Origin of the sequence: Methylomonas sp. EFPC1 (assembly GCF_016925515.1) — a bacterium.
GTDB classification, from domain to species: Bacteria; Pseudomonadota; Gammaproteobacteria; order Methylococcales; family Methylomonadaceae; genus Methylomonas; species Methylomonas defluvii.
Genome location: NZ_CP070494.1, coordinates 2535092 through 2561446 on the forward strand (window position 1 = coordinate 2535092; position 26355 = coordinate 2561446).

The 26355-nt window shown below is 52.9% G+C and carries 19 protein-coding genes; 15 read left to right on the plus strand and 4 right to left on the minus strand.

Features of this window, described 5'->3' with window-relative positions; all coding sequences use genetic code 11:
• Nucleotides 1–753, plus strand: coding sequence for a hypothetical protein (locus JWZ98_RS11930; protein WP_033156218.1), 753 nt, complete (start codon nt 1–3; stop codon nt 751–753).
• Nucleotides 754–803: 50 nt separating this feature from the next.
• On the opposite strand, the gene ftsH is transcribed toward JWZ98_RS11930, so the two are convergent.
• On the minus strand, nt 804–2735 hold the full coding sequence (ftsH, locus tag JWZ98_RS11935) for an ATP-dependent zinc metalloprotease FtsH (RefSeq protein ID WP_033156217.1): 1932 nt from the start codon (nt 2733–2735) through the stop codon (nt 804–806).
• A gap of 464 nt (nt 2736–3199) precedes the next feature.
• Here ftsH and JWZ98_RS11940 point away from each other — a divergent pair, with 464 nt between their 5' ends.
• The 7 genes from JWZ98_RS11940 to JWZ98_RS11970 all read left to right on the plus strand — a co-directional run bounded on the left by JWZ98_RS11940 (nt 3200) and on the right by JWZ98_RS11970 (nt 12349).
• Complete coding sequence (locus JWZ98_RS11940) at nt 3200–3901, plus strand: hypothetical protein (RefSeq protein WP_033156216.1); 702 nt, start codon at nt 3200–3202, stop codon at nt 3899–3901.
• Between the two features lie 146 nt (nt 3902–4047).
• Nucleotides 4048–5394, plus strand: a complete 1347-nt coding sequence (locus JWZ98_RS11945; protein ID WP_033156215.1) for a hypothetical protein — start codon at nt 4048–4050, stop codon at nt 5392–5394.
• Complete coding sequence (locus JWZ98_RS11950; RefSeq protein ID WP_033156214.1) at nt 5391–6059, plus strand: hypothetical protein; 669 nt, start codon at nt 5391–5393, stop codon at nt 6057–6059. Before JWZ98_RS11945 ends, JWZ98_RS11950 begins: the two co-directional genes overlap by 4 nt.
• Before the next feature lie 24 nt (nt 6060–6083).
• A complete protein-coding gene (locus tag JWZ98_RS11955; RefSeq protein ID WP_084153255.1) occupies nt 6084–7022 on the plus strand; it encodes a peptidoglycan-binding protein in 939 nt (312 codons plus the stop codon).
• 281 nt (nt 7023–7303) lie between these two features.
• On the plus strand, nt 7304–10981 hold the full coding sequence (locus tag JWZ98_RS11960) for a PAS domain S-box protein (protein WP_051669856.1): 3678 nt from the start codon (nt 7304–7306) through the stop codon (nt 10979–10981).
• A gap of 3 nt (nt 10982–10984) precedes the next feature.
• Nucleotides 10985–11965, plus strand: coding sequence for an HD domain-containing phosphohydrolase (locus JWZ98_RS11965; RefSeq protein WP_033156213.1), 981 nt, complete (start codon nt 10985–10987; stop codon nt 11963–11965).
• A gap of 207 nt (nt 11966–12172) precedes the next feature.
• Nucleotides 12173–12349 (plus strand): hypothetical protein, encoded by a 177-nt coding sequence (locus tag JWZ98_RS11970; RefSeq protein ID WP_165385954.1) that lies wholly within the window; start codon nt 12173–12175, stop codon nt 12347–12349.
• Between the two features lie 327 nt (nt 12350–12676).
• On the opposite strand, the gene JWZ98_RS11975 is transcribed toward JWZ98_RS11970, so the two are convergent.
• Nucleotides 12677–13219: a hypothetical protein gene (locus tag JWZ98_RS11975; protein WP_033156212.1), complete on the minus strand. Its 543-nt coding sequence runs from the start codon at nt 13217–13219 to the stop codon at nt 12677–12679.
• 621 nt (nt 13220–13840) lie between these two features.
• Between JWZ98_RS11975 and JWZ98_RS11980 the strand changes: the two genes are divergently transcribed.
• From JWZ98_RS11980 to JWZ98_RS12010, 7 genes are all read left to right on the plus strand, one after another.
• Entirely contained in the window at nt 13841–15235 is a 1395-nt protein-coding gene (locus JWZ98_RS11980) for a CmpA/NrtA family ABC transporter substrate-binding protein (RefSeq protein WP_033156211.1), read from the plus strand.
• 91 nt (nt 15236–15326) lie between these two features.
• Nucleotides 15327–16340 (plus strand): ABC transporter permease, encoded by a 1014-nt coding sequence (locus tag JWZ98_RS11985; protein WP_033156210.1) that lies wholly within the window; start codon nt 15327–15329, stop codon nt 16338–16340.
• 46 nt (nt 16341–16386) lie between these two features.
• Nucleotides 16387–18111 carry a nitrate ABC transporter ATP-binding protein gene (locus JWZ98_RS11990; protein WP_240348358.1) on the plus strand — a complete coding sequence of 575 codons (1725 nt, stop codon included), beginning with the start codon at nt 16387–16389 and terminating at the stop codon, nt 18109–18111.
• 31 nt (nt 18112–18142) lie between these two features.
• Nucleotides 18143–19435: an alginate export family protein gene (locus JWZ98_RS11995; RefSeq protein ID WP_205450231.1), complete on the plus strand. Its 1293-nt coding sequence runs from the start codon at nt 18143–18145 to the stop codon at nt 19433–19435.
• A 77-nt stretch (nt 19436–19512) separates the two neighbouring features.
• Complete coding sequence (locus JWZ98_RS12000) at nt 19513–20736, plus strand: FAD-dependent oxidoreductase (RefSeq protein ID WP_051669854.1); 1224 nt, start codon at nt 19513–19515, stop codon at nt 20734–20736.
• Nucleotides 20737–20748: 12 nt separating this feature from the next.
• On the plus strand, nt 20749–23427 hold the full coding sequence (locus JWZ98_RS12005) for a nitrate reductase (RefSeq protein WP_205450232.1): 2679 nt from the start codon (nt 20749–20751) through the stop codon (nt 23425–23427).
• Between the two features lie 19 nt (nt 23428–23446).
• Nucleotides 23447–24619 carry an EAL domain-containing protein gene (locus JWZ98_RS12010; RefSeq protein WP_205450233.1) on the plus strand — a complete coding sequence of 391 codons (1173 nt, stop codon included), beginning with the start codon at nt 23447–23449 and terminating at the stop codon, nt 24617–24619.
• A 258-nt stretch (nt 24620–24877) separates the two neighbouring features.
• Here the strand turns inward: JWZ98_RS12010 and JWZ98_RS12015 are convergent, their stop codons facing one another.
• Nucleotides 24878–25480 carry a tyrosine-type recombinase/integrase gene (locus tag JWZ98_RS12015; RefSeq protein WP_205450234.1) on the minus strand — a complete coding sequence of 201 codons (603 nt, stop codon included), beginning with the start codon at nt 25478–25480 and terminating at the stop codon, nt 24878–24880.
• A complete protein-coding gene (locus JWZ98_RS12020; RefSeq protein WP_205450235.1) occupies nt 25389–25805 on the minus strand; it encodes a phage integrase N-terminal SAM-like domain-containing protein in 417 nt (138 codons plus the stop codon). The genes JWZ98_RS12015 and JWZ98_RS12020 overlap by 92 nt, the downstream gene beginning before the upstream one ends.
• Nucleotides 25806–26355 lie beyond the last annotated feature (550 nt).

The window sequence follows — 26355 nt, forward strand, 5'->3', positions numbered from 1 at the left end:
ATGAAAACAACATTCCAATGCATTGCAACAGCTTTAAATATTAGATCCACGCCACGCGGTAGTATTATTGGTGAACTGAGGCTAGGAGATCTGTTTGAAATAGATGCTCAGAAATCGGATTTAACATGGGTTTCTGGAAACGTTTTGAGCGGGATTAACACGGGAAAATCCGGAGTAGTTAGACGCAAGTGGTTGATACAGTATTTTCAAAACTCTCCTGTCCTTTCCTCAGTTAATAGAGATAAAGCAGCCCAGATAATCGCGGATCGTACTCTTGAGTTCGATACCATTAAATATTCATTAGGGGACAAAGCAAAAACATGGAAAGATTTGCAGCAAAAAGAATATGTTGACTGTTCTGGTTGGATTTACCTTTTATCTAAAGAAATATTAAATGCCTATAGTCTTTCCACTAAGCCTAGTCAATTATTTACTTATTCAGACGAGCAGATTACTAACGTAGGCAAGATCACTAGTCAAATTATTTCAGCAAATTGGTTGACTGAGGATATGTTTAAACCGGGTTGTCTGGTAGGAATCGATTTTGCTGAATATTCATGGGATCGTGATCGCGCGTTGGACATTGATCATATTGTAATTGTTGGTGAAGATGCCAATGAACGGTTCATATCTCAAAGCTCGAGCAGCGGTGGCGGCGTAAATCGTGTTGCGCTTTCAAAATGGCTCGCTAGCAATAATGGATTGATAGCGCTTGGGCGAATGCACTTAGTTGACCTCCTGGCACTACCCTAGCTTGTCATTACTCCCACCAGCTATTGTGGATTTTCCACAATAGCTGCCTCTTACTTACCGCCGCCAATCAACGCCACCATCTCCTCCCGCTGAATCACCTCTTTCTCCTGCAACAGCTCGGCCAACTTATCCAAATAACCGCGTTTCTCGCTTAATATCTTTTGCGCGCGGCGTTCTGCGTCTTCGATCAAGGCTTTGATTTCAGCATCGACGACTCGGGCAGTTTCCTCGCTGAAGTTGCGTTGCTCGTTGACGTCGCCGGGCAGGAATTGCAGTTGCTGGCGTTGTCCGTAGATTAGCGGCCCGAGTTTTTTACTCATGCCCAGGTAGCAAACCATGTTGCGGGCGATTTCGCTGGCTTTTTCCAGATCGTTTTGGGCACCGGTGGAAATGCTTTGTAGCGCCAATTGTTCAGCCACTCGGCCGCCAAGCAGGATGGCTAATTGGTCTTTCAGTTCGTTTTCGGTGGAAAGATATTTTTCCTCGACCGGCAACTGCAACGTAAAACCCAGCGCTGAGACACCGCGCGGGATGATGGAGATTTTATGTACCGGCTGGCCGGTGGGCACGTTTTCTGCGACGAGCGCGTGACCGGCTTCGTGATAAGCCACTCGGCGCTTTTCGTCCGGGCCGAGAATGCGGTTTTTCTTTTCCGGGCCGGCCATCACTCTATCTATGGCTGCTTCGAAATCTGCCATATTGACGGTGTCGCGGCCGCCGCGCGCAGCCAATATCGCCGCTTCGTTGGCGATGTTGGACAGATCGGCGCCGACGAAACCGGGTGTGCGTTTAGCAACCGTGTTTAAGTCGATATCTTTGTCCAATTGCATGGCTTTGCTGTGCAATTTCAGGATAGCCACCCGGTCGATCAGGTCGGGTTTATCCACCACAATTTGCCTGTCGAAGCGGCCGGCACGCAGCAAAGCTCTATCCAGGATTTCCGGCCTGTTGGTGGCTGCCATCACCACGACGCCGGAGGTGGCGTCGAAGCCGTCCATTTCGGTCAATAACTGGTTCAGGGTTTGCTCGCGTTCGTCGTTGCCACCCAGCATAGCCGGGCCGCCACGGGAACGGCCAATCGCGTCCAGTTCGTCTATAAAGATGATGCAAGGGGATTTTTGCCGGGCTTGTTCGAACAAGTCCCGCACCCGCGCCGCGCCGATACCGACAAACATTTCGATAAACTCGGAGGCGCTGATGTTAAAAAACGGCACCCCGGCTTCACCGGACACCGCGCGGGCCAACAGGGTTTTGCCGGTACCCGGCGAGCCGACCAACAACACGCCTTTGGGCATGCGGCCGCCCAACTTTTGCAGTTTTTCCGGGGATTTTAAAAACTCAATGGTTTCTTTTAATTCCTGCTTCGCGCTTTCCGCGCCGGCCACGTCATCAAAAGTGGTTTTAGAGGTTTCCTGCTGGATCCGGATTTTATTGCCCAAGTTCAAAAAGCCGCGCCCTGCTCCGCCGGTCATTTTCGGCAATAGCCACATCCATATGCCGGCAAAAATCGCCAGCGGAATTACCCAGTTAAACAGCAAATTGCTCAACCAGTTGTCACCGCTTCTGACCACATATTCCACTTTATGCTCTTGCAGATTTTTAACCAGCGACTCGTCCCATAGCGGCACGGTGAAGAAATGCTTGCCGATTTTCTTATCTTCTTCTTTTAATGTGCCGTTGATGAATCGCTGGGTAACCACGGCGTTTTCGACTTTATTGTCGTTAACCAGGGTTAAGAACTGGCTAAAGGGAATTTCCTGGCCCTGGATGCGTTCGCCGCCGGCGAATAGCGACATTACAAAAATCCCCAACAGCACGTATAACCATACCGGTGAACGCTTAGGCTCACTGCCGTCGGGCTGGTCGGTACCCGGTTTAGGTTTGGATAGGCTTTGCCACGTCGATTTGAGCCACGCCCAAAACACGCATAACCATTTAACAAAAGTCTGATAAAGCTCGGTTAGTCTTTGCTGGTCTATCATGACGCACTCCCCTCTTGTAGTTATCGAGGCCATTGCAGGGTCCCTAATCCGCCATTCCAGCCAAAATGGGGAACCTGTTTAGGCCTCTTTGTTCGTTCACTGTACTCCAGTTTTACCGGTTTTTAGCGAGTAAGCAAATGCACTGAGCCGGAAATATTTTCTTGAATATACGGAAATCCAGTTTTTAACTATCTCCAGGCGCCTATCTTCGTGCGAACGACGCCATTTGAGGCGCGGGTTAATGATCTAAAGTCGGACGCACTATTTTTTGTCGCTAGGAAAGTGAAAAATGCATCCAAAGCTTGGGTATTTTCGTACATCCTCATACACGCCAGTGTCGGCATAATCGCTTTATCAATTGAGTTGCTGTTTCGTCGCGTTTGCTATCTAATGACCAACGGTCAAAGCAACCGGGCGCACCGCGTCCCGCAACTCATTTTTCCCAACTTAGAAGGAGGGACAAAATGTCAAACCCGCTTAGCACGCTGATCGGCAAACTATTCACAGACCCGATCGAACAAGTCGGCATCGCTCTGCCGTCCGCTACTTTGGTAGCAGTATTCTTTAATTATCGAGAACAGATTCACCCCGCATTGCAGCGTTTGCCTGACCCGTTTGCCGCCAGCACGGCAGGTGCATTGATTTTTCTGCTGCTGACACTGGCGATCTCCCTTATTGTCAAACGCTTGTCGCACGACATACTCAATACCACTTACGATTATTTATATCGGAACCGTAAACGCCTGAAAACGGATAGTTGGTACCGGCGCGCGCAAAATCTGGCTTTAACCACCAACGACCCGTTGTTGAGTCAATATCACGAAGCCTTGGATAGGCTTAGGGACAACGACAACCCCGTGGTGGCCAAGGTGGAGGCGTTGCAATTGCAATCCAAATTAGCGCGCAGCCTGACTTTGATATTGGCCATTTTTACTGTGGTCTTGTTTATTGAGAAGTTGCTATTACTGGGATGGGTATGCGGCGGGGTTTCAGGATTAATGCTTTCCAGTTTTTGCAAGGAACGTTGGGCCGCGTCCGAAATGGTTTATCAAGCGCTTTACGAAACCTATTACCGCCAGGAGCGCCGTCACCCCATATGGACTTCCCCGGTCACTCGTATCAAAAAACCGGCGCAGCAATTACCCGAGACCGAGTCTATAGAATAAAAAATCGTCATTGACACATCAAAAGACGGCAAGAGGCGCATAGAACGAATCCTAGACCGGCGGATAGAGCGGGTATATCATCCGCGCGGCAAGCCTAATTAGAGACCTTAATCGATCAACGAGATCGTTACCCAAAAGGCGGACTTATGCATAAACCGACATATCGACTTAAAACCCTGGGTTACGCCGCGCTGAGCCTGCTCCCGCTCTCCGTTGCCGCGCAAACTGCGGCCGTTAACGGCGAGGAAAAACCCATCGCCCTATCGATTCATTTTTTGATTACGTTGGGCATCTTGGCGTTGGTTGTGCTCGCTTTTTTACTGTATTTGCGGCATCTGCAAAAAACCTTTCTGGAAACCTGCACCCGCGAAAAACAACTGGCGCTGTTTTTTCAAAGTCCGGCCGGCCTGCCGGAGGGCACGATACGCGGTGTGATCGCGATGCTGATCGTCACGGCCTCAATGTTGTTTTTGGCCTTGCCGAACAATCAGTTTCCGGACGTATTGGGCGGCATCCTCGGCACCATCATCGGCTTTTACTTCGGCGCACGCGGCCAGAATCGAGATTCGGAAAGCGCCGCATTGCAGCAAGCCCATGAAGCAACCACGCAACGCGACGCAGCGGTCAGCCAACAACAGCAATCCAAAACCGGCTCCATGCTGGAAACCGTCAGCAGCGGCATCGACATGGCGCGCACGGTGGCCGGTTTGCTGCCCAAGGAAATTGGCGGCAAATACGTCGATCTGGCGAACAAAGTCGAAAAAGGCGTAAATGTCGCCAAGGGCCTGATGGGCGAAGGTAAAATCGAAGATGCGCTGCACGCGGTCACCGACACGCAAACCGCGCTGGACCAGGATGGGCCGTTGACAGACATCCTCGGCAGCGCGGTAAAAACCTTCGGCGCCACGCTGGGGACCTTCATGCCGCCTGCTGCGTTGATCGCCGCCGTGGTGGCCGGCACCGTGAAACTGACTGGTATTTATTATCAAAAATGGAAAGCCCGGATTTTACACATGCCCTTCTCACCGGCGGCCGGTTTGACGCTGGAGCCGGTCGATGACAACACCGGCTTTATGTTGCTGCGACAAAGCCCGTTATTTCGTGCCGCGTTTCAGGCGCAGATGGAAAATCCCAAGTTTATGAAAGACGCGGTCAACGACTTTATCGGCAATGCCGATTCGGCGGCATTATTCGAAAAATATGCCGAACTGGGCGGCTTTACGACGTTGCAGCAATTTGAAGAAGGCCTGGACGAATTCCATCGCACCGCTGCCGACCGGGAATTGAAGTCTTTGATCCTAGCCCGCGACCCGGCGATGTTCGGCAGCACCGGCGGTTACGAATCGGTGTTGCAAGCCGTGGACAAACTGCACCAAAACCCCGATGCATTAAAGGACCTGGATAGCTTGATTGTGGTGACCGAGAAGCTGCAAGCGGAGGACAAACCGGTCTCCGGCATGATTAACAAAATCCTCGAGGGCCAAGCGTCATGAGGCCGAATCTGAAAATAGTCATACCGCTATTAGCAACGGTTTTGTTAGCCTCCGGCTGCGCGACCCGGCAATTGAAAAACTTCAAAGAAGCCGCTGATGAAAATAATTGGCACGAAATAGCGGGGGCGGAAGTCGATTGCAAAGCCGACGACGAGACCTGTAACCAATTGCATCTGCTGAAAGGCGACGCCTGTTACCGGCTAGCTAAACAAAACACCGACAGCATCAAAAATTATCAATGCGCAGCAGAGCAACTCGAACAAGGCATACATTTGACAACGGATTGGGCTGCGGCCGAGGCTATCGTCGGGCAACGCGCCCAGTATTTCGAAAACTGGTGCGAGTCGTTGCGCTCACTGCGTAGCGAACAGACCAGCACAGCCGCTGCTAAGCCTTACAACCAAAAGTTACACGCTTGTGCCCGCGAATTTCTGCAAGCGCCCGGCGACTTAAAACCCGCCGCCACCTTTTTTCTGCATAACGCCGAGTTGGCAGCGATTCGTTTTCAAATCAACGATACCGGCAGTTGCCAAGCGCTGAAACAATTACAACAAAACGAGAACCAAGCTGCCGCGCAGGCTGGCCAAAGCCGCTACGCCGATTATCACCGGCGCTTGTTAAACGACATCGCCGGAATCAAAGCTTCGATTCCCGGCTGCCCATAAGCCTTTAGCGGATAGGAGCCGGTCATGGCATTCAGTCGCCCACTTAAATTTCAACTGCCTATGCTGCGCGGCCGCGATGTGTTGGAAGTACAGACGCGCTTAAAAAGCCTGCAAATAAACGGTGTCGGCCAGCCCGACGGATTATTCGGTGCCAAAACCTCCGCAGCCGTGGTGGCGTATCAAAGCAGCCACGGCTTGGACAGCGACGGCATCGTCGGCCCGCTAACCTGGAGCAGTTTATTCCAGGACGACAGTTCTCCGAATATGCAACGTCCCGCCGCTAACGATGCCGGCAGCACGGTTATCGGCCAAGATTTACTCGACGAGTTAAAAACCCGGCATGCTTATCAGGACAGCGTGACCTGGCAATTGACCGATCAAGGGTTATTGGTAGGCAGCGACGATACCCCAATAGGCACTGGCGGCGAGCCGAAAACGGTAGGCAAAGTCTGGAACCAGTTCGGCAGTGCCTTGACGCATTGGTCTACCGAGTTGAAAGTGCCGGTGGAGCTGATCATCGCCACCATTTGCACCGAGTCGTCAGGCAATCAAAACGCGGTGCGCGAAGAACCGGGCTTTATCGACGAAGTGCGCACACCGCATAAAATTTCGCCAGGCCTGATGCAGACTTTGATTTCCACCGCCCGCGCGGCTTTAAACAAAGATGACATCGATAAAGCCTGGCTATTAGTCCCCAGCAATTCGATTCAGGCCGGCACCGCCTACATCGCCGGACAATGGAAGCAAACCCATTTCGATCCTCCCAAGGTCGCATGCGCTTACAACGCCGGCGGCATCTATCGTAACGACTCGGCCCGCAATCGTTGGAAAATGCGTCAATACCCGATCGGCAGCGCCGAACACGCCGACCGTTTTGTGAAATGGTTTAACGATTGTTTTGTGTTTTTCGAGAGTAACGGCGGCGCGCCCGAGTGTAGTTTTTTTAATGCCCTGCGCAAATAAGCTGCGCAGCTTTCTCCGCAAAAGTTGGGGCCGGTAGGCGGCTAAGCAAATCCATTGCAAGCACTGAGCTCCCGCCTGCGCGGGAGCGGCGATTTTTAAGTTTAGATCAATCACTAGACAGACTCTGCGATTCCGAGACGTCCCTCCCACCGCAGTTTGACAATTACCTACCCCGAGGAATCTTAGCGGTATGAAGATGTCGATTGGCAGAAGGTATTGCCGCATCGCCACCATCCATGGCATAACGTCGGCTGACCTGCTTGCCGACATTGAGGCCCAACATGCTGCAAAAACGCCTGATTGCTCTGCTGTTGCTGCTGATCCTGTTGCCGACTTTATCGGTCGGTTACATGGCCTATCGGTTTGCCATCGACAATATCCGCACGGACCGCTTTAATATTGTCAGCCGCGTCGCGGATAACCGCCATGAACAACTCAAACTGGTACTGGCACGTGCCGACACGCGCGCCCACGCCTTCCTGGCCGAGGTGCTAATGAAATGCGTGGCGGCGGAGCAATTGAACCGCGCCTGTGCCACTGATTTCATAAACGACTATTTACTCACCGAAGGCGCTGCCGGCGCGGTGTTTTTCCGGCTCGACTCCGAATCGGGCACGGTCAGCGTCGGCGAGCAGCCGGTGGCACTTTCTGATCTAAAAAATTTTCAAGCCGGACAACTGGCCGACTTCAGCAAACCGGTTCCGGACCAGCCACGTTTTTATTATGTGATTGCCAAAGATGCCAAACTGCCCTGGCAATTGTTGATCAGCTATCCGGTTAGCCTGATTCAAAGTATTTTTACGGCTCACTCCGATTTGGGCAAATCCGGCGAATCTTTCCTGGCCGACAGCAGCGGCTTTTTCGTTACCCAGCCGCGCTATGCCAATAGCCACCCTATCGCTACGCAACCCATGCAAAGCTGCCTGGCCCGGCAAAACGCGGAAATGATGGCCAGCGATTACCGGGAGCGTGCCGTCATTCATGGTTTCCGCACGATTCCGGAAATCGGCGGCGGCTGCATCATGGCGCATATCGAACAGGCCGAGGCGCTGGCCCCCATTCAGCGCCTGGAAAAACAAATGCTGCTCATCGTGCTGGTCTTTGTCGGCTTGACGACGATAATCGCCAACGCCCTGGCCCGGCGTATCGTCCGGCCCATCTCGCGCCTGACCTGCACCGCCCGACGCATTCGCGACGGCGACTTGTCGGTGCGAGCCGAAGTCCGAGGTCTGGATGAAATCGCCGAATTGGCCAACTCCTTCAATCACATGACCGATGCACTGGCGGATGCCCAACATAATCTGGAAGCGAAAATCGCCGAACGCACCCACGCCCTGCGTACCAGCGAGGAACGCTATATGCTTGCCGAACGGGCCGTTAACGACGGTATCTGGGACTGGGATATCGTGCATCACGAATACTACTTATCACCGCGCTGGAACAAGATTCTGGGTTATGCCGACGGCGAATTGCCGAACGTGGAATCGATTTTCTTCGAATTAATCCACCCCGATGACAAAGCCCGCGCCAGTGAAGCGTTTCGCAAACACTTGGAACATAACGAGCGTTACACTACCGAACTGCGTCTTCGGCACAAGGACGGCAGCTACCGTTGGGTGCTGGATCGGGGGGATGCGTTGCGCGACGCCGAGGGCCGGCCGGTGCGGATGGTCGGTTCCATCACCGACATTACCGAACGCAAGGCGGCGGAAGCCGAATTGCTGAAATACCGCGAGCACTTGGAAGAACTGGTGGCGATGGCCACCACCGAGGTCAAAGCCATCGTGCAAACCGCCGTAAACGGTGTGATTTCCATCGACAGCAGCGGTCTGATTCGGATGTTCAATCCCGCCGCCGAAAAACTGTTCGGCTGGAGCAGCGCCGAGATCGTCGGTAAGAATGTCTCGCTACTGATGCCGGAACCGGATGCCTCTGCGCACGACAGTTACATTCAGCATTTTTTAGCCACCCATCAAGCCAAAATTCTCGGCATAGAGCGGGAAGTCATCGCCCAACGCAAAGACGGCAGCCGCTTTCCGGCCAATTTGGCGGTGGGTCACGGCATTATCTCGGAGGGCCGGCATCTATTTGTCGGCTTTATTTCTGACATCAGCTTGCAGAAACAAGCCGAGCAGGAATTGAGACTGGCTAAGGAAGCAGCCGAGGCCGCCGCCAAAGCCAAGGCCAATTTTCTGGCCAATATGAGCCACGAAATCCGTACGCCCATGAATACCGTGATTGGCTTTGCCGAAGTGGCCTTGCAAGATCAAAACCTGGCCGCCGATACGCGCGGCCACATCAAAACCATCCTCAGCTCCGGCCGGCATCTGCTGGGTGTGATTAACGATATTCTGGATTTTTCCAAAATCGAAGCCGGCAAAGTAGAGTTGGAATCGGTGTGCTTCAACCTGCCGTTTGCGGTGCAAGAAGCCTTGCAAATTATGGGACTGCGCGCCGCCGAAAAAGGCTTGCGCATCGATTTGGCTATAGAAGCCGGCTTGCCCACCCATTTCGTCGGCGACCCGAACCGTTTACGGCAAGTGATTTTGAATCTGGTCGGCAACTCGGTAAAGTTTACCGATACCGGCAGCATAGGCGTCACCATCACCCGCGCGGAAGGTGTGGAGATGTTGCATTTTGCCATCAGCGACACCGGCATCGGCATGACCCAGGAACAAACCGAACACATCTTCGAATCATTTTCGCAAGCGGATACCACCACCAGCCGTCGCTTCGGCGGCACCGGTCTGGGCACCACCATCAGCAAACAAATTGTCGAGTTGATGGGGGGCCGGATTTGGGTGGAAAGCCAGGTTGGCGTCGGCTCGGTGTTTCATTTTACTGTGCATATGCCGGAATCAGCCAGCGCGGAAAACTGCCTGTACGATGTGAGCTCGGTGCATAGCGTGGCTTATTTTTCGCCGCGCCGCTTCAAGGTATTGCTGGCGGAAGACATAGAAGCCAACGCCACTTTGGCGCGCTTGCGCCTGGAGCAGCAGGGCCATCAAGTCAGCTGGGTTAAAAACGGCCAGGAAGCGGTGGACGCCTTTCGAAGCGGTGACTACGACTTGATTCTGATGGACTTGCAAATGCCGGTGCTGGATGGCATAGCCGCCACCCGACAAATCCGCGAACTGGAACAAGCCGGCAGCAGCCACATCCCAATTCTGGCCCTGACCGCCAGCGTGTTGAGCCACGAACGCCGCGAGTCGCTGGATGCCGGTATAGACACCATCGTCGGCAAACCCATTGATGTCGACGATTTATTAACGCAGATGGAACGGCTGGTGCCCAAGGGGCATGGCATTGCCAACACCGGCGTAAACATTGCCGAGCCGGCGAAAATCGCCGTCGACTTTACGCCTTTGGCCGGCGTCGCCGATTACGAGAAAGGTTTGGCAACCTGGCTGGACCCGCTGATTTACGCCGATGCCTTACTAAATTTTGCCGAACAACACGGCGCGGACGGCAGCAAATTACTGCGCAATCTGCAGGAGCACCCGGAGAATCCGGAAGCGGTCCGGCGCATCGCTCATGCTTTAAAAGGTGTGGCCGGCAATCTGGCCTTACCCGTTATCGCCGGTCTGGCAACCGAGGTTGACGCGCAATTCAAAAGCGGCGACCTGCAAAATATCCAGGAATTGATCAAGACGCTGGACGCCGCGCTAAACACCGCTGTTGCAGCCATACACCAACTAAAACTGCCGAGCAAACCGCCAGCGGTTGCCGCAACAGCCTTCGATGCGGAACGGGTCAGCGATCTTTTACTGGAATTAAACACCGCGCTGGACAGTTTGAATCCTGACCACGTCGAACCGGTTTTACAAAGGCTTGGCGCGTTTCTCGGCGAAACCGAGCTGAAAGCCATCCGCTTTGAAGTGGATAGTTTCGATTTCGACGCCGCGAAAATCCAAGTTAACCGCTTGGCGGATAAATTAGCGATCACGTTTAAGGAATAAGCCATGAAAGACAGCTACAAAGTATTGCTGGTCGACGACGAACCGAACAATTTGAAAGTGTTACAGCAAATACTCAAGGACCACTTTCAACTGCTGTTTGCCATCAACGGCGAAAAAGCCCTGGCGGCCGCCCGGGAACATCAACCTGACATCATTCTGCTGGACATCATGATGCCGAATATGGACGGCTACCAAGTGTGTACGCAGTTAAAAGCCGATCCGTTGACTGAGAAAATCCCGGTAATTTTCGTCACGGCGATGGGCGAAATGGAAAACGAAGCGCGCGGTTTCGATGTCGGTGCGGTCGATTACATCCAAAAACCGGTCTCAGGCCCTATCGTGCTGCGCCGGGTACAAACCCATCTATCGCTGGTGCGGGTGGACGAGTTGGATCAACTCGCCCGCGCCGCCATCGAAATGCTCGGCGATGCCGGCCACTATAACGATCCGTACACCGGCGACCACATCTGGCGCATGGCAGCTTATTCTGCGGCGCTGGCTCGCGCCGCCGGTTGGACGCCATCGCAAGTGGCGATGATGGAATTGGCCGCGCCCACCCACGACACCGGCAAAATCGGCATTCCACATGCCATTTTAAAAGCGGCACGGGCGCTTAATGAAGAAGAATGGCCGATCATGCAGTCGCATTCGCAAATCGGCTACGACATCTTGAATAAAAGCGACAATCCGGTCTTCAAAATGGCTGCGGAAATCGCCCGCCATCACCACGAACAATGGGACGGCAGCGGCTATCCGATGGGTTTGGCCGGTGAGGCAATTCCGGAATCCGCCAGAATCGTGGCGATAGCCGATGTATTCGATGCCTTGACCACTAAACGTCCTTACAAAGAACCGTGGCAGCTGGAAGAGACTTTAAAATCGATGCAAAGCATGGCCGGCAGCCATTTCGATCCGCGCCTGCTGGCCTTGTTTATGGAAATAATGCCGGAAATCTTACGCCTGAAAGCGGCATGGGGCCAATAAGCTACTAAATATCGTATCGGTGACGATTTTCCGTAACGATTGCAGGCGGGAAGCCGGCTTTTCTGTATCAGGCCCTATCAGGCTCTTCGCACCCAGGCCACAGCCGGCAAGGCTTGGACGCCCACTACCCCAAACCCCGTTTAATTCGATAGTTTTGGCATTTTTTATGCTGCGTACTGCTTGTCATTAAATAACCAGGGGCGCGTCATGAAAACCTACGAAAAAATACAAATCGGCGATGTCATCCACAGTAACTGGTATGGCGATGGCACCGTCGCCGATCTGAATGAATCCGGGACAGGCAAAATCAAATTCGGCAGATTCTTCGTGCTGTTCCGGGAGTTTGAGATTTTTTATGCAAACGGCTGGATGTTGTCGGTGTAAAGGCAGAGCATACTAGCCAAACAGAACACTCGAACCGGTGAGGACAAGGCCACGCACAGTCAGCGGGTTGGCTGTTCCTCTCTGGTTTGATGGGGGTATTGGGTACTCCAAAGCGCAAAGCACTTGCTTAAACACGTTTCAATGGTGGCATTAACCCAGCTGCGGATCCCTCTCTAATCAATGCATCCGCAGTGAGTTTGTCTGGCGTTTTCAAAATACCGTTTTGGTCTTGTCAGCCGGAAATTGGCTTAGCAGTGTGATATGGCAGCTAAGCGCTGCCCCGTGAATGTCGGACTGCGTGGGAGCGACGATATTTAAAGGCCGGGCTTAGGATTTAGCCGCGCTTTTACTGCCCAGTAAAATCGTATGCCTTTGATAGCCGTCGTCCGCCGCCGCAGCCGCAGCCTCGGCTTTCCGCAATTGCTCGGCCCGGTCGTGTTCTAGCGCTTCTCTCAGTACATCGCGGTAAGACCGATTGATGCTGCTGGCATATTGCGTGTCTTTTTTCTCTTGGGTTTCGGCGATGGTCTTCGTGGGTTCCGGGTCGTAACGCTCTTCAAGTTCCTCAGCCAGTTTTTTTAGCTGTTGGCTGATTGCCAGGGCTGATTGAGATGAATGGGTTTTGTTGTCGTCCAAACTAAAAATTCGGATCATTTCATCCCGCAAATTAAACCCATACACCACAGGGTCGCCGTGCTTTTGCTGAAAATCGTAGGCAATAAAAAAATCCAGCGGATTGGTGGGATTTTTATCGAAGAAGATCGTAGCGCTTTCCATGGTGTAATTCAGCGCCTCGACAAACTGCTTCCTGGCCTGCTCCATTTCTTCAAAGATAAAATCATCGGCAATTTGTTTTACGATGTATTTCATAATCCGCCCCAGCTTAAATTCGATTGACTCGTCTACCTAAAACTCGCTGCATCCTATTCTGTTTCATAGACGGCGAGCATCATTGCTACGAATTGTATCAATTTGCTTCGCTGGTGCACCTAAATGAAATATTGCCATTATCCGGCAGGTTTACACCTGGCAAAATGCCTATCCAGCCACCGGGAAGCTCATATCGGCCCGGCCAATCCTACATCGCAGACCCGCGACCTTAGCAATACCGCTAATTCTTCCGCATGTCTCGGCGAGCCTCCCCATTCCGGTGCGCACCACGCATGTGCAAAAAAAGCACTTCCGAATCAATAGAGTGCATGATTTTTCTGCATGCCAAGATGCACCCGCAAATTTCTCTAAAAACAGACTCACCAAAAATAGGTGTAACACACTGTTTATAATGGTTTTTTACATATAGTTATCACAAGAGTCATTAAACTGGCATCAGCATTGCTTAGTAAGCAGCAATACTCCAGTGTAGGAGTGGTAAACCCAAACCCCGCTCACTGTTGAGCACTAAAGACAAAGGCGTCTACTGTCAGGCTTGCAAACAAGTCGGACATAGACGCCTTTTTTTTGGCCCGTTTTTCTCAATTGACAGGAACCGACATGAAACAGAACCGCATTTTCACCCCGAAGACACTTGCCGCCGCTTTCAGCTCGGTGGTTGCGCTGGGCATATTAGGCTTTTCCAACCACAGCTTCGCCGCCGGGAAACTGGAAAAAGAAGATTTGAAGTTCGGTTTTATCAAATTGACCGACATGGCCCCGCTGGCGGTGGCTGCGGAAAAAGGTTTTTTTGAAGAGGAAGGCCTGTTTGTGCAACTGGAAGCACAAGCCAATTGGAAAGTGGTGATGGACCGGGTTGTGAACGGCGAGCTGGACGGTTCGCACATGCTGGCGCCGGCACCGTTAGCGGCCAGCATCGGCTTCGGCACCAAGGCCGACATCGTGACTGCCTTCAGCATGGGCTTCAACGGCAATGCCATCACCGTATCCAACGACATCTGGAAACAAATGAAAGCCAATGTGCCAATGGAGGGCGGCAAACCGGTGCATCCGATTAAGGCTGATTATCTGAAACCGGTAGTGGACAAATATAAAGCCGAAGGCAAGCCATTCAATATGGCGATGACTTTTCCGGCCGGTTCCCACAACCTGAAACTGCGCTATTGGCTGGCGGCTGGCGGCATTAATCCCGGCTACTATGCGCCACCGCAAGACATTTCCGGCCAGATCAGCGCCGATGCTTTGTTGTCGGTCACGCCGCCGCCGCAAATGCCGGCGACGCTGGAATCCGGCACCATCTTCGGCTATTGCGTCGGCGAGCCGTGGAACCAGCAAGCGGTATTTAAAGGCATCGGTGTGCCGGTGATCACCGACGAGGAATTGTGGAAAGACACTCCGGAAAAAGTGTTCGGCGTGACCAGCTCTTGGGCCGAGAAATATCCCAACACCTATCTGGCAGTCACTAAAGCCTTGATCCGCGCTTCGATCTGGCTGGATGCCGAGAGCAACAAAAACCGTAAGGAAGCGATTGAAATGTTGTCGCAAAAACAATATGTGGGCGCCGACGTTGAAGTACTGGCGGCCAGCATGAACGGCACCTTTGAATACGAAAAAGGCGACAAACGCTCCCTGCCCGACTTCAACACCTTCTTCCGTCACGGCGCCAGCTATCCCTCTTACAGCAGTGCGGTTTGGTACCTGACGCAATTACGGCGCTGGGGCATGATCGCCGAGCAAAAACCGGATAACTGGTATCTCGACACCGCGAAAAAAGTTTATCGCCCCGATATCTATTTGGCTGCGGCGAAAGAATTGGTGGCCGAGGGTAAAGCCAAAGCGGAAGATTTTCCGGCCGACACCGGCATCAAGCCTTCGCAAAACTTTTTCATCGACAAAATTCCGTTCGATGCCAACAAACCTAACGATTATCTAGCCAAATTTCCGATTGGCTTGAAAGGCAAACAAACCGTCTCCGGCGGCAAGATTGTCGACTAAGAAACTCTGGTGGGTGCTCTACACAAGGATCGTATGTTGATGCATGGACGCATCCTTTTTACCGACACCATTAAGACAAGCGAGCAAAGACATGACTAATACATTGATCAAATTTTTCAACATCACCGGCCTGACTTGGTTCGTACCCTTGGTCAAAATCGCCGCTGGCGAAAACCCTGCCCAACAAATGCGTCAATTATGGCTGGTCATGGGCGTCCCCATCATCGCTTTCATCTTGTTTTTAGGATTTTGGAGCGTCACTGCCGCACGCATCAACACCAGTTTGGGCGCCATTCCCGGCCCGGTCGCGGTATGGTCGGAAGTCAGCGGCTTGGTGACCGAACACTATGCGGAAAAAACCAAAATGGCCGAGTTTTACGAACGCCAGGAATTACGGAATAAAGAAAAACTGGCCGAAGACCCCAAAGCGGAAATCAAGCCCCGCCCCTACACCGGCAAACCGACTTATCTGGACCAAATATTTACCAGCCTGCGCACCGTATTCGCCGGCTTTATCATCGCTACGCTGATTGCCGTGCCTCTAGGTATCATCTGCGGCATGAGTCCGGTGTTGAATACCGCGTTTAACCCTTTGATTCAAATCTTCAAACCGGTATCGCCGCTAGCCTGGTTGCCCATCGTCACCTTGGTGGTGAGCGCCATCTATGTCACTGACGACGATTCCTGGTTCGCCAAATCGTTCGTCACCTCGGCCATCACCGTGACTTTATGCTCTTTATGGCCAACGCTGATCAACACCGCCGTGGGTGTGTCATCGATAGACCGCGACCTGGTCAACGTCGGCAAAGTGTTAAGACTGGATTGGGCCACGCAGATCAAACGCATCATTCTGCCTTCGGCATTGCCTTATATCTTTACCGGGATGCGCCTATCCTTGGGCGTGGGCTGGATGGTTTTGATCGCCGCCGAGATGCTGGCGCAAAACCCAGGACTGGGCAAATTCGTCTGGGATGAATTCCAAAACGGCAGTTCCAATTCCTTGAGCAGGATCATGGTGGCGGTATTTACCATCGGTATTATCGGCTTCATTCTCGACCGGGTAATGCACTCGTTACAAAACCTGTTCTCGTTCCAAAAAATCTGAGGATGCCGTCATGAGCGCCGCCCAAGCCAAAATCATCGAACTTTCCATGCACAAACAATCCGCTATGTCTTCCGTTCCCGCCAACGATGCGTATAAGCCGCTAGTAGAGTTAAAAAATGTCTGTAAATCCTACGGAGAAGGCAAAGACAAAACCTCCATCCTCAGAGACATTAATCTGGATATTCGCGAAGGCGAGTTTATCGCCATTGTCGGTTTTTCCGGCAGCGGCAAAACGACCTTGGTATCGATGATTGCGGGTTTAATCCATGCCGACAGCGGCGAACTATTGAAACAAGGCCAGCCCATCACCGAACCCGGCCCGGATCGCGGCGTGGTGTTTCAAAACTATTCCTTGATGCCCTGGCTAACCGTTTACGAAAACGTGGCGCTGGCGGTAGATGCGATCTTTAAGGACTGGACGCCGGAACAACGCCGCGCGCATACCGAGAAGTACGTCAAAATGGTGAACCTCGGCCGGGCGATGGACAAAAAACCCGCCGAGTTGTCAGGCGGTATGCGCCAGCGTGTTAACGTGGCCCGGGCGCTGGCCGCCAACCCGGATATTTTGCTGCTGGACGAACCGCTCAGCGCCCTGGATGCGTTGACCCGCGGCAACTTGCAAGACGAAATTCTGCAAATTTGGGAACAGGATAAAAAGACTGTCATCTTGATTACCAACGACGTCGATGAAGCCATTTACATGGCCGACCGGGTCATTCCACTCAATCCCGGCCCGGATGCCAGCTTTGGCCCGTCCTTTACGGTCAACCTGGAGCGGCCGCGCGACCGCACCGCTTTAAACCATAACGATGAATTCAAACGCCTGCGCGCGGAAATCACCCGCTATTTGATGAATATCGGCATGGAAAAAGCCCCAGCCGACGCTGGCGACAAGCTCAAGCTACCGGATGTCCGCCCCAATACCAGTAACGACTGGAAGCTGGATACCTCGGCGCTAAAACCCAGCGCCCGCGATCTGGGCAAGGCCCGCTATCTGGAATTCTCCAATCTGTCCAAAATCTACCCTACCCCGGACGGCAACAGTACCGTGAAAGTGGTGGACGGCTTCGATTTAAAAATGAAGAAAGGCGAATTCATTTCCATCATCGGCCATTCCGGTTGCGGTAAATCCACGGTGTTGTCGATGACCGCCGGCCTGAACGAAATTTCCGAAGGCGGCATTATTTTGGATAACCGGGAAATCAGCGGCGCCGGTCCGGATCGCGGCGTGGTGTTTCAGGCTCCTAGCCTGTTTCCCTGGCTGACCGCCTTCGAAAACGTGATGCTGGGCGTGGATAAAGTCTACCCACATGCCTCGCAAGACGAACGCGAGGACATCGTCGAATACTACCTGACCCGGGTCGGTCTGGCCGATGCGATGTTTAAAAAAGCCGGGGACATGTCCAACGGCATGCGCCAGCGCGTCGGTATTGCCCGCGCCTTTGCCTTGTCGCCCAAATTACTGCTACTGGACGAACCGTTCGGTATGCTGGATTCGTTGACCCGCTGGGAATTGCAGGAAGTATTGATGGAAGTCTGGGAACGCACCCACGTCACCGCGATCGTCGTGACCCACGATGTCGACGAAGCCATTCTGTTGGCTGACCGCGTGGTGATGATGACCAACGGCCCGCACGCCAAAATCGGCAAAATTCAAGAAATCGACCTGCCTCGGCCGCGTACTCGCAAGGCCCTGCTAGAGCATCCGGATTACTACAAGTACCGGGAGAGCTTGCTGACCTTCCTGTCCGAATGCGATCACACCCATTAATTTATAACCGCTTGTTTTCCTAGGGGGCCTTATGCCGCAAACACTCAAACGTCCAACCGGCACGTTACCGGCGACACTATTATCACTCACCTTCTTCAGCCTACCGGCCGCCGCCGACATTACCAAAGAGGTGGAAGACGCCTTGAATTTCTACCATTACGGCAGCAACGGCGCGGTAAAAATGGATTTGAATTACCGCTGGGAGAATGTCGATAAAGACAACTCTGTTCGTAAACCCGCCAATATGGGCGGCCAGCCGGTGGAAACCGCCAACGCCAATACGGTGCGCCTGCGGCTGGGTTTCCTGACGCCGGTTTTTCACGATTTCCAAGGTTACGCGGAATACGAAGGCCTCTACGCGGCGCAAGCCGACTACGACCGCGGCGGTACTACCTCGAACCGTGACCGCAACTATGCCGTCATTGCCGATCCTGCCCGTAACGAGCTGAATCAATTCTGGATCAGCTACAAAGGCATCGCCGACACCCTGATCAAAGTCGGCCGGCAACGCATCAAATTGGACGACGACCGCTTCATCGGTAACGTTGGCTGGCGGCAGATGGAAATGACCTATGATTCGATTCTGATCACCCACAATAATCAGACCTTGTTCGGGCTGACAGCAAACGTCGGCTATATCGACCACATCCAAAACATATTCGGCGAAACGCATTCGATAAACGCGCCGTTTTTAAACCTGAATTACAAGATTAATGACTGGGGCAACCTGATCGGTTACGGATACTGGCTGGATTACCGCGAACGCGCTAACTACGCTAACTCCTCACAAACCTACGGCTTGCGCTTCGACGGCAAATCGCCGCAGTTTTTTGACACTGTCAATGCCATCTACACGGCCGAATGGAGCAAACAATCGGACTACGGCGACAACCCCAACCACTATCAGGCTGACCGCATTAACCTGATGGCGGGGGCCAGTGCTTACAATCTGACCGTATCAGGTGCCGTGGAGCAGCTAAACGGCTACGGAGCCGGCAAATCTTTCCAAACCCCGCTGGGCACCAATCACGCTTTCCAGGGGTGGGCGGATTTATTTTTGACTACACCGGCTAATGGTATCCGCGACGTCTTCGCCACCGCCAGCTACAAAGCAATGAACGACAGCTTGATCATTACCGGCGTCTATCACGACTTTAAAGACGATACCGGCAAAATTGAATACGGTAAGGAATGGGATTTTCAGGCCCTGAAAAAGTTTGGCAAACATTACTCGCTGTTAGCCAAGTACGCGAACTTTAACAGCGATAACCCGGCGTTCCCGGACACCCAAGTGATTTGGATGCAAGGCAACGTCAGCTTCTAGGCAGCAGCGGCGCAAACTGTTTTGCACAGTTTGCGTCCGATTTCCCACCGATCTTCGCAAATAGTACCGACAACATCATGAAACTCAAATTGGTAGTGATAGGCAATGGCATGGCCGGCATGCGCACCGTTGACGAATTGATTCAAACCGTACCGGATCGCTACGACATTACCGTGTTCGGCGCCGAGCCGCACGGCAACTACAATCGCATCATGCTGACACCGGTGTTGTTCGGCGCCAAAAGCGTTGCCGACATCATGATTCACGATTTCGATTGGTATCTAAAAAACCGCGTGACCTTGTATTGCGGACCGGACAAAGCGGTTGTCGATGTGGATCGCGAACGCCGCTGTGTCATCGCCCACGACGGCACCTGCGCCTTTTACGACAAACTGTTGATCGCCACCGGTTCCTTGCCGCTGATGCTGGACATACCGGGCCGCGACGTCGAAGGCGTATTGGGCTTCAGAGACATCGCCGACGTGGAAACCATGATCGAAAAATCCGCCAGCAAACGCCATGCGGTCATTTTGGGCGGCGGATTACTGGGTCTGGAAGCCGCCAACGGCTTATTGCAACGCGGTATGCAAGTCAGCGTCATCAACCGTGCCGACCATTTGTTGAACCGGCAATTGGATGGTAAAGCTGCGGCGTTTTTACAACGGCAATTGGCGGATAAGGGCATTCAGTTTCATCTGGGTACCACCATCCAACGCATAGACAGTCAGGACGGGCATATCAGCGCGGTGACTTTGAGTAACGGCAGCGTATTACCGGCCGACATGCTGATCATGTCCACCGGCATTAAGCCCAATATCAGTCTGGCTAAACGCATCGGTCTGGCGTGTCAGCACGGCATCGTAGTCGACGACGGCATGCAGACTAGCGACCCGGCGATATTCTCGGTCGGCGAATGCGTGCAGCATCGGGGCGAACTGTTCGGTTTGGTCGCGCCGGTCTACGAACAGGCCAAAGTCTGCGCGCAACAACTGGCGGGTAAAGTCGACAGCCAATTTAAAACCTTATCGTCCGCGACGATGTTGAAAGTCACCGGCATCGATTTATTCTCGGTGGGCGATTTCGAAGGCGACAGCGAATGCCAGATTTTGCAGTTGATTGACCACGGCCTGGGCATCTATAAAAAAATCGTCCTGCGCGGCGACGTCGTCGTCGGCGTTATTTTGTACGGGGATACCAGCGACAGTGCCTGGTATCTGAATTTGGTTAAAGAAAGCACGCCGATTGCCGCGATCCGCGACCGCTTGATGTTCGGCAGAATCCCGCTCGCGCGCGCGGCTTAAATTCCTTTACCCATGAACACCATCAAAACCACTTGTCCTTATTGCGGCGTCGGCTGCGGCATCGAAGCCACGATAGAAGACCACGCGACACACCGGGTCAGCATCAAAGGCGACAGTAAGCACCCGGCCAATTTCGGCAGACTTTGCTCCAAAGGCGCGACGCTGGGCGATACCGTGTCGCTGGAAAATCGCCTGCTCTACCCCAGCATTCAAGGGAAACAAGTCGATTGGGCGTCAGCTTTAGATCATGTCGCGGAACGCTTCAATAACATTATTGCGCAGCACGGCCCCGAAGCGGTGGCGTTTTATGTCTCAGGCCAATTGCTGACCGAGGATTACTACGTCGCTAACAAATTGATGAAAGGCTTCATCGGCACCGCTAATATCGATACCAATTCCCGTTTGTGCATGTCCTCGGCGGTAGTGGGCTACAAACGCGCGTTTGGCGCCGATACCGTGCCTTGCAATTACGAAGACCTGGAACTGGCCGAATTGATTTTACTGGTCGGCTCCAATGCCGCCTGGTGCCACCCGATTGCCTTTCAACGCATTCGCAAGGCTAAGGAAACCAATCCCCATTTAAAAATCGTGGTGATCGATCCGCGCAGCACGGCCAGTTGCGACATCGCCGATTTGCATCTGCCCGTTAAACCGGGCATGGATGCGCTATTGTTCAACGGCATTTTGGCTTATTTAGCGCAAAACGGCCGGATCGATCAGAATTATATCGATAGGCATACCGAAGGTTTCGAAGCCGCATTGCAAGAAGCTGTGAAAACCGCCGGCAGTATCGAGCAGGTCGCCGCAGGCTGTGGCTTGCCTAGCGAAGCAGTCGCCACACTGTTCGACTGGTTTGCCGGCACTGAGAAAACCGTCACGGTTTATTCGCAAGGCATCAACCAATCCAGCTCAGGTTCGGATAAATGCAACGCCATCATCAACTGCCACCTCGCCACCGGCCGCATCGGCAAGCCGGGCATGGGGCCGTTCTCGTTTACCGGCCAACCCAACGCGATGGGCGGCCGCGAAGTGGGCGGCTTGGCAAACACCTTGGCTGCGCATATGGACCTGGAAAACCCGGAACACGTCGATAGAGTCGGCCGCTTTTGGGGTAGTGACAAAGTCGCCGACAAACAAGGTTTGAAGGCCGTGGCCATGTTCGACGCCATTGCCGCCGGTCAAATCAAGGCCGTATGGATTATGGCGACCAATCCGGTGGTGTCGATGCCGGACGCCGACAAAGTAAAACATGCTTTGCAGCAATGCGAATTGGTGGTGGTATCCGATTGCATCGCCAACACCGATACCGCCAAGTTGGCCCATGTGCTGCTGCCGGCCACCGGCTGGAGCGAGAAAGACGGCACCGTCACCAATCTGGAGCGGCGCATCTCTCGGCAACGGCCATTGTTTCCGGCCTCCGGCGAAGCCAAACACGACTGGTGGATCATTAGCCAAATCGGGCAACGCATGGGTTTTAGCGATGCGTTTAATTACCAATCCAGCGCCGATATTTTTCGCGAACACGCCGCGCTGTCGGCCTTCGAAAACGATGACGAGCATCAGTTACGCGATTTTAATTTATCGGCCTTTGTCCACTTGGACGGGCAAGGTTATGACGCGCTGCAACCGGTGCAATGGCCGGTCACCCACCAGCAAAGCGCAGGCGCAGCCAGAATGTTTACTGACGGCCAGTACTACACAAGCAATCGTAAAGCCCGCTTCATCCCGATTACCCCGCGTCCGCCTGTTAACGCGCCGGATAACGATTATCCGTTTACGCTGAATACCGGCCGCCTGCGCGACCAATGGCACACGATGACCCGCACCAGTCTGGCCGCCAAATTAAACGCGCACCGCCCCGAACCTTTCGTCGAGATACACCCCGCCGACGCTGAACGCCTCGGCTTAAGCGCTCGCAGTCTGGCGCAGATAGAAAGCCGTTGGGGCTCTATGCTGGCCCGCGTCGATCTCAATCCGGGGCAACAAATCGGCAGTCTGTTCGTACCTATGCACTGGACCGAACAACTCAGCAGCCACGGCCGCATGGGTGCCGTGGTCAATCCGGTGATCGATCCCTATTCCGGGCAACCGGAAAGCAAGCAAACACCGGCCACAATCCATGCCTGGCCGGCACGTTGGTATGCCACTATTTTGTCGCGCCGTCCCTTACAAATTGGCGGGGCCGAGTATCAAGTCAGTGTGCGCGGCGACCGCTATTTTCGTTACGAGTTAGCGTCTACCAAACCCGGCGAGGACTGGCGGGCCTGGAGCCGCGCGCTGCTCGCTGACACAAGACATATCGATGATGATAACTGCTGGCTGGAATACAGCGACCAACAAGCCGGCTATTACCGTACCGCTTATTTACCGAATCGCGAATTACAAGCCTGTTTGTTCGTCGGACCGGATTGCGAACTGCCCGAGCCTGGCTGGCTGGGCAGTTTATTCGCTAAAATTGAGCTGAGCCGCGCCGAGCGCCTGAGCTTGCTAAGCGGACTGCCGCCAAAAGGTGAAGCCGATATTGGCCGAATCGTCTGTTCGTGTTTCAATGTGGGCGAAAAAACTATCCGACACGCGGTGCAAGCCCAGCAATTGCAAAGCGTCGCCGACATCAGCGCCTGTTTGAGCGCCGGTAGCGGTTGCGGTTCCTGCGTCGCGGAGTTGAAGGAGTTTTTAACCAAACCCAGTTAAATTAATAGCCCAAGGGACGATGCAAGCTAAAACACAGTTATTTCCGTATTTCCAACCCATTATTTCGGTGGCCAGCGGCAAAATCGTCGGCTACGAAGCCCTGGCCCGCCAATACGACGGCAAAGGCAAAGTCGTGTCTGCCGGCGCCCTCTTCTCTTCCGCCGAGGTGGATGCCAAAACCCGGATAGAACTGGACAGGCAGGTACGTTGGCAAGCTCTGGAAAAGTTTTCGGAATTGGCCGATACGCAAAGCTATCTGGCGCTGAATATTTCCGCGGCCTGGATAGAAAATCTGCGCCAATTAAACACGCTGCCCACGCTACGGATGTTGGACGAGTTGAATATCGACCGGCGACGCATCATCGTGGAAATTTCCAATGCGCATGTCGATCCGCAAAAGTTAAAACAGATCGTGCAGCGCTACCGCAAACACGGCTTGAGTGTGGCTATCGGCGATTTCGGCGCCGGCGCCTCGCAACTGGAACGGGTGATCGCCATTCAACCCGACATCATCAAAATCGACATGCGGCTGTTCAAGCTGGCCACCAAGGGCGGCATCGCCGGCGACATCATTCATATGATTTCCCGTCTGGGTAAACGCACCGGCTGCCGGATCATTTGCGAAGGCGTGGAATCCGACGAAGCATTTTTATTTAGTTTGAACTGCGGCGCGCAATTCATGCAGGGGTTTTTGTTTGCCAAAGCCGAAGCTGATTTTCAGCATGCCGAGCTTTACGAACAACACATCGCTTCATTGCGCACTAAATTTTTGAAAAACACGCTGGTTAAGGTGCAAAAGAAAGTCAGCGCCATCAACACCACCAAGACCTTGATTTACAAGCTGGCCGAAACCTTGCAGGACGACTTTAACTTGAATGAACTGGTCAGCTGGAACTTTACTGATAGCGGCGTGATACGGTTTTATCTGTGCAACAACCACGGCGACCAGGTTTCGCCGGATTTTAATTTCAAAGAAAACCAGTGGTTTACCGATCCGCGTAAGATCGGTTTTAACTGGTCTTGGCGCCCCTATTTCTTTCAATTGCTGGCCTTGGAAAACTGCGGCGACCGCAACCGCATCGTCACTTCCGAGCGCTACATGGATTTTGAAACCAGCTTGCTGTGTAAAACCCTGTCTTTACGCCTAGATAGCGAGCGGATTTTGTTGGTGGATACCGTGGCGGGCGATTGATTTACCTTACATCGGGTGCATTCAAACAAACCGCGAAAGTCCCACAGGAGTTTTTTCAACGCCATTACTGGCGTGGCTTTGAATTGATTTAGAACTTCCCAATTTTTTGAATCCAATGGGAAAGGTCTTAAAATATACCAAGATCTTTCATAGTTGCATGATTGCAAGATCTGACCCTATCCTCCTCTCCGAACAAGCAGCGCTCGGCTAAATCGAAAATAGTGTTCAAGTTTTCTCCTAAATCGTCACACTGACCAATCAAATAGCCAAATCATCCAGCGGACTGATGACGCCCTGCCCACCCTGATTCAAAACATGGGTATAAATCATCGTCGTTTCCAGCTCACTATGCCCCAGTAACGCCTGAATGGTTCGAATATCCGAACCACGTTGCAACAGATGTGTGGCAAAAGAATGCCGAAAGGTGTGCGCGGAAACCCGTTTGGCAATACCGGCTTGCCGAACCGCAGCCTTGATAGCCTTATTCACCAACGATTGATCGATATGATGGCGTCGAGTCTCGCCGGACAAGGGATCGACCGATAAGGAACGTGCTGGAAACACATATTGCCAGCCCCACTCTCGCTCGGCATTGGGATACTTTTTAGCCAAGGCGTACGGCAAATACACCGCGCCGAAACCATCAGCCAAATCCTGTTCGTGAATCGCCTTGACCTTTTCCAAATGATTTTGTAATAAAGGCATCAGGCTTGCAGAAAACGTGGTGACCCTATCCTTGTCGCCTTTGCCGGAACGTACGGTAATCTGCTTATACCTGTACCCGCAACCGGACAGCCTCGGTAATCCGCAAACCACTGCCGTATAAAAGCTTGACCACCAACTGCGCCACGCCTTCCACACGCGGCAAAACCAGCTTGACCTCGTCTATCGTCAACACCACCGGTATATGGCGACTGGTTTTGGAACGGATAGCCTCGATGCGCTGGGGCAGCGGCATATTCAGCACCTGTTTGTATAAAAACACCAAAGCATTCATCGCCTGATTTTGGGTGGCCGATGCCACCTTGCGCTCTGTCGCCAGATAGCTTAAAAACGCTTCTATCTTGGCCTCGCTGTTTTCAAACAGCCCAGCTCGCTCATTCAGTTGATGAAACTTCACGAACTGCTTGATCCACTCGGAATACGTACGTTTGGTATGCAGCGAATAGCATGACGCGGCGAACATCTTCCAACAAAGTCGGCGATTTTGAACTTGACATAAGACTGTTAACCTCTATAGTCAGGCGAAAATATACTATATAGACAAATCTGCCTGAATTTATGGCTAATATCAGATTATCAAGGCACATTTGCCCGGTTCGGGAGTTATCAGGGCAAAAACGCCTGAAAAGACCGGCAATATCAACTTATCACGCAGATTTGCCTGATAATCATTAGTATACCCTTAAGTCATGAGCGCGCTGTCCCTCTTGCCGATCCACATCGCTTCAAAGTCAATCTCGAATAAGGGGGTTGTCCTACCCATGGCAGAGGCTCTCGCAGCTAGTTGTAGCAACCTGCAATCAAAAATCCGCAAACCAGCAATCAGCGCAATTTTCGACCGGGATTATTTGCAACTGAAATATGTCGCTGGACATCTGCGGCCGCCGGCCTAAACGTGCCTGACGAAACATATTTACCAATGGCCAATTTGCCAGCAAAAGCGTGGGTGGTGAATTTACGAAACGCAGCAATCTATTTATTTCTTCTGCACATACAGCCCTGAAGAAACTAAA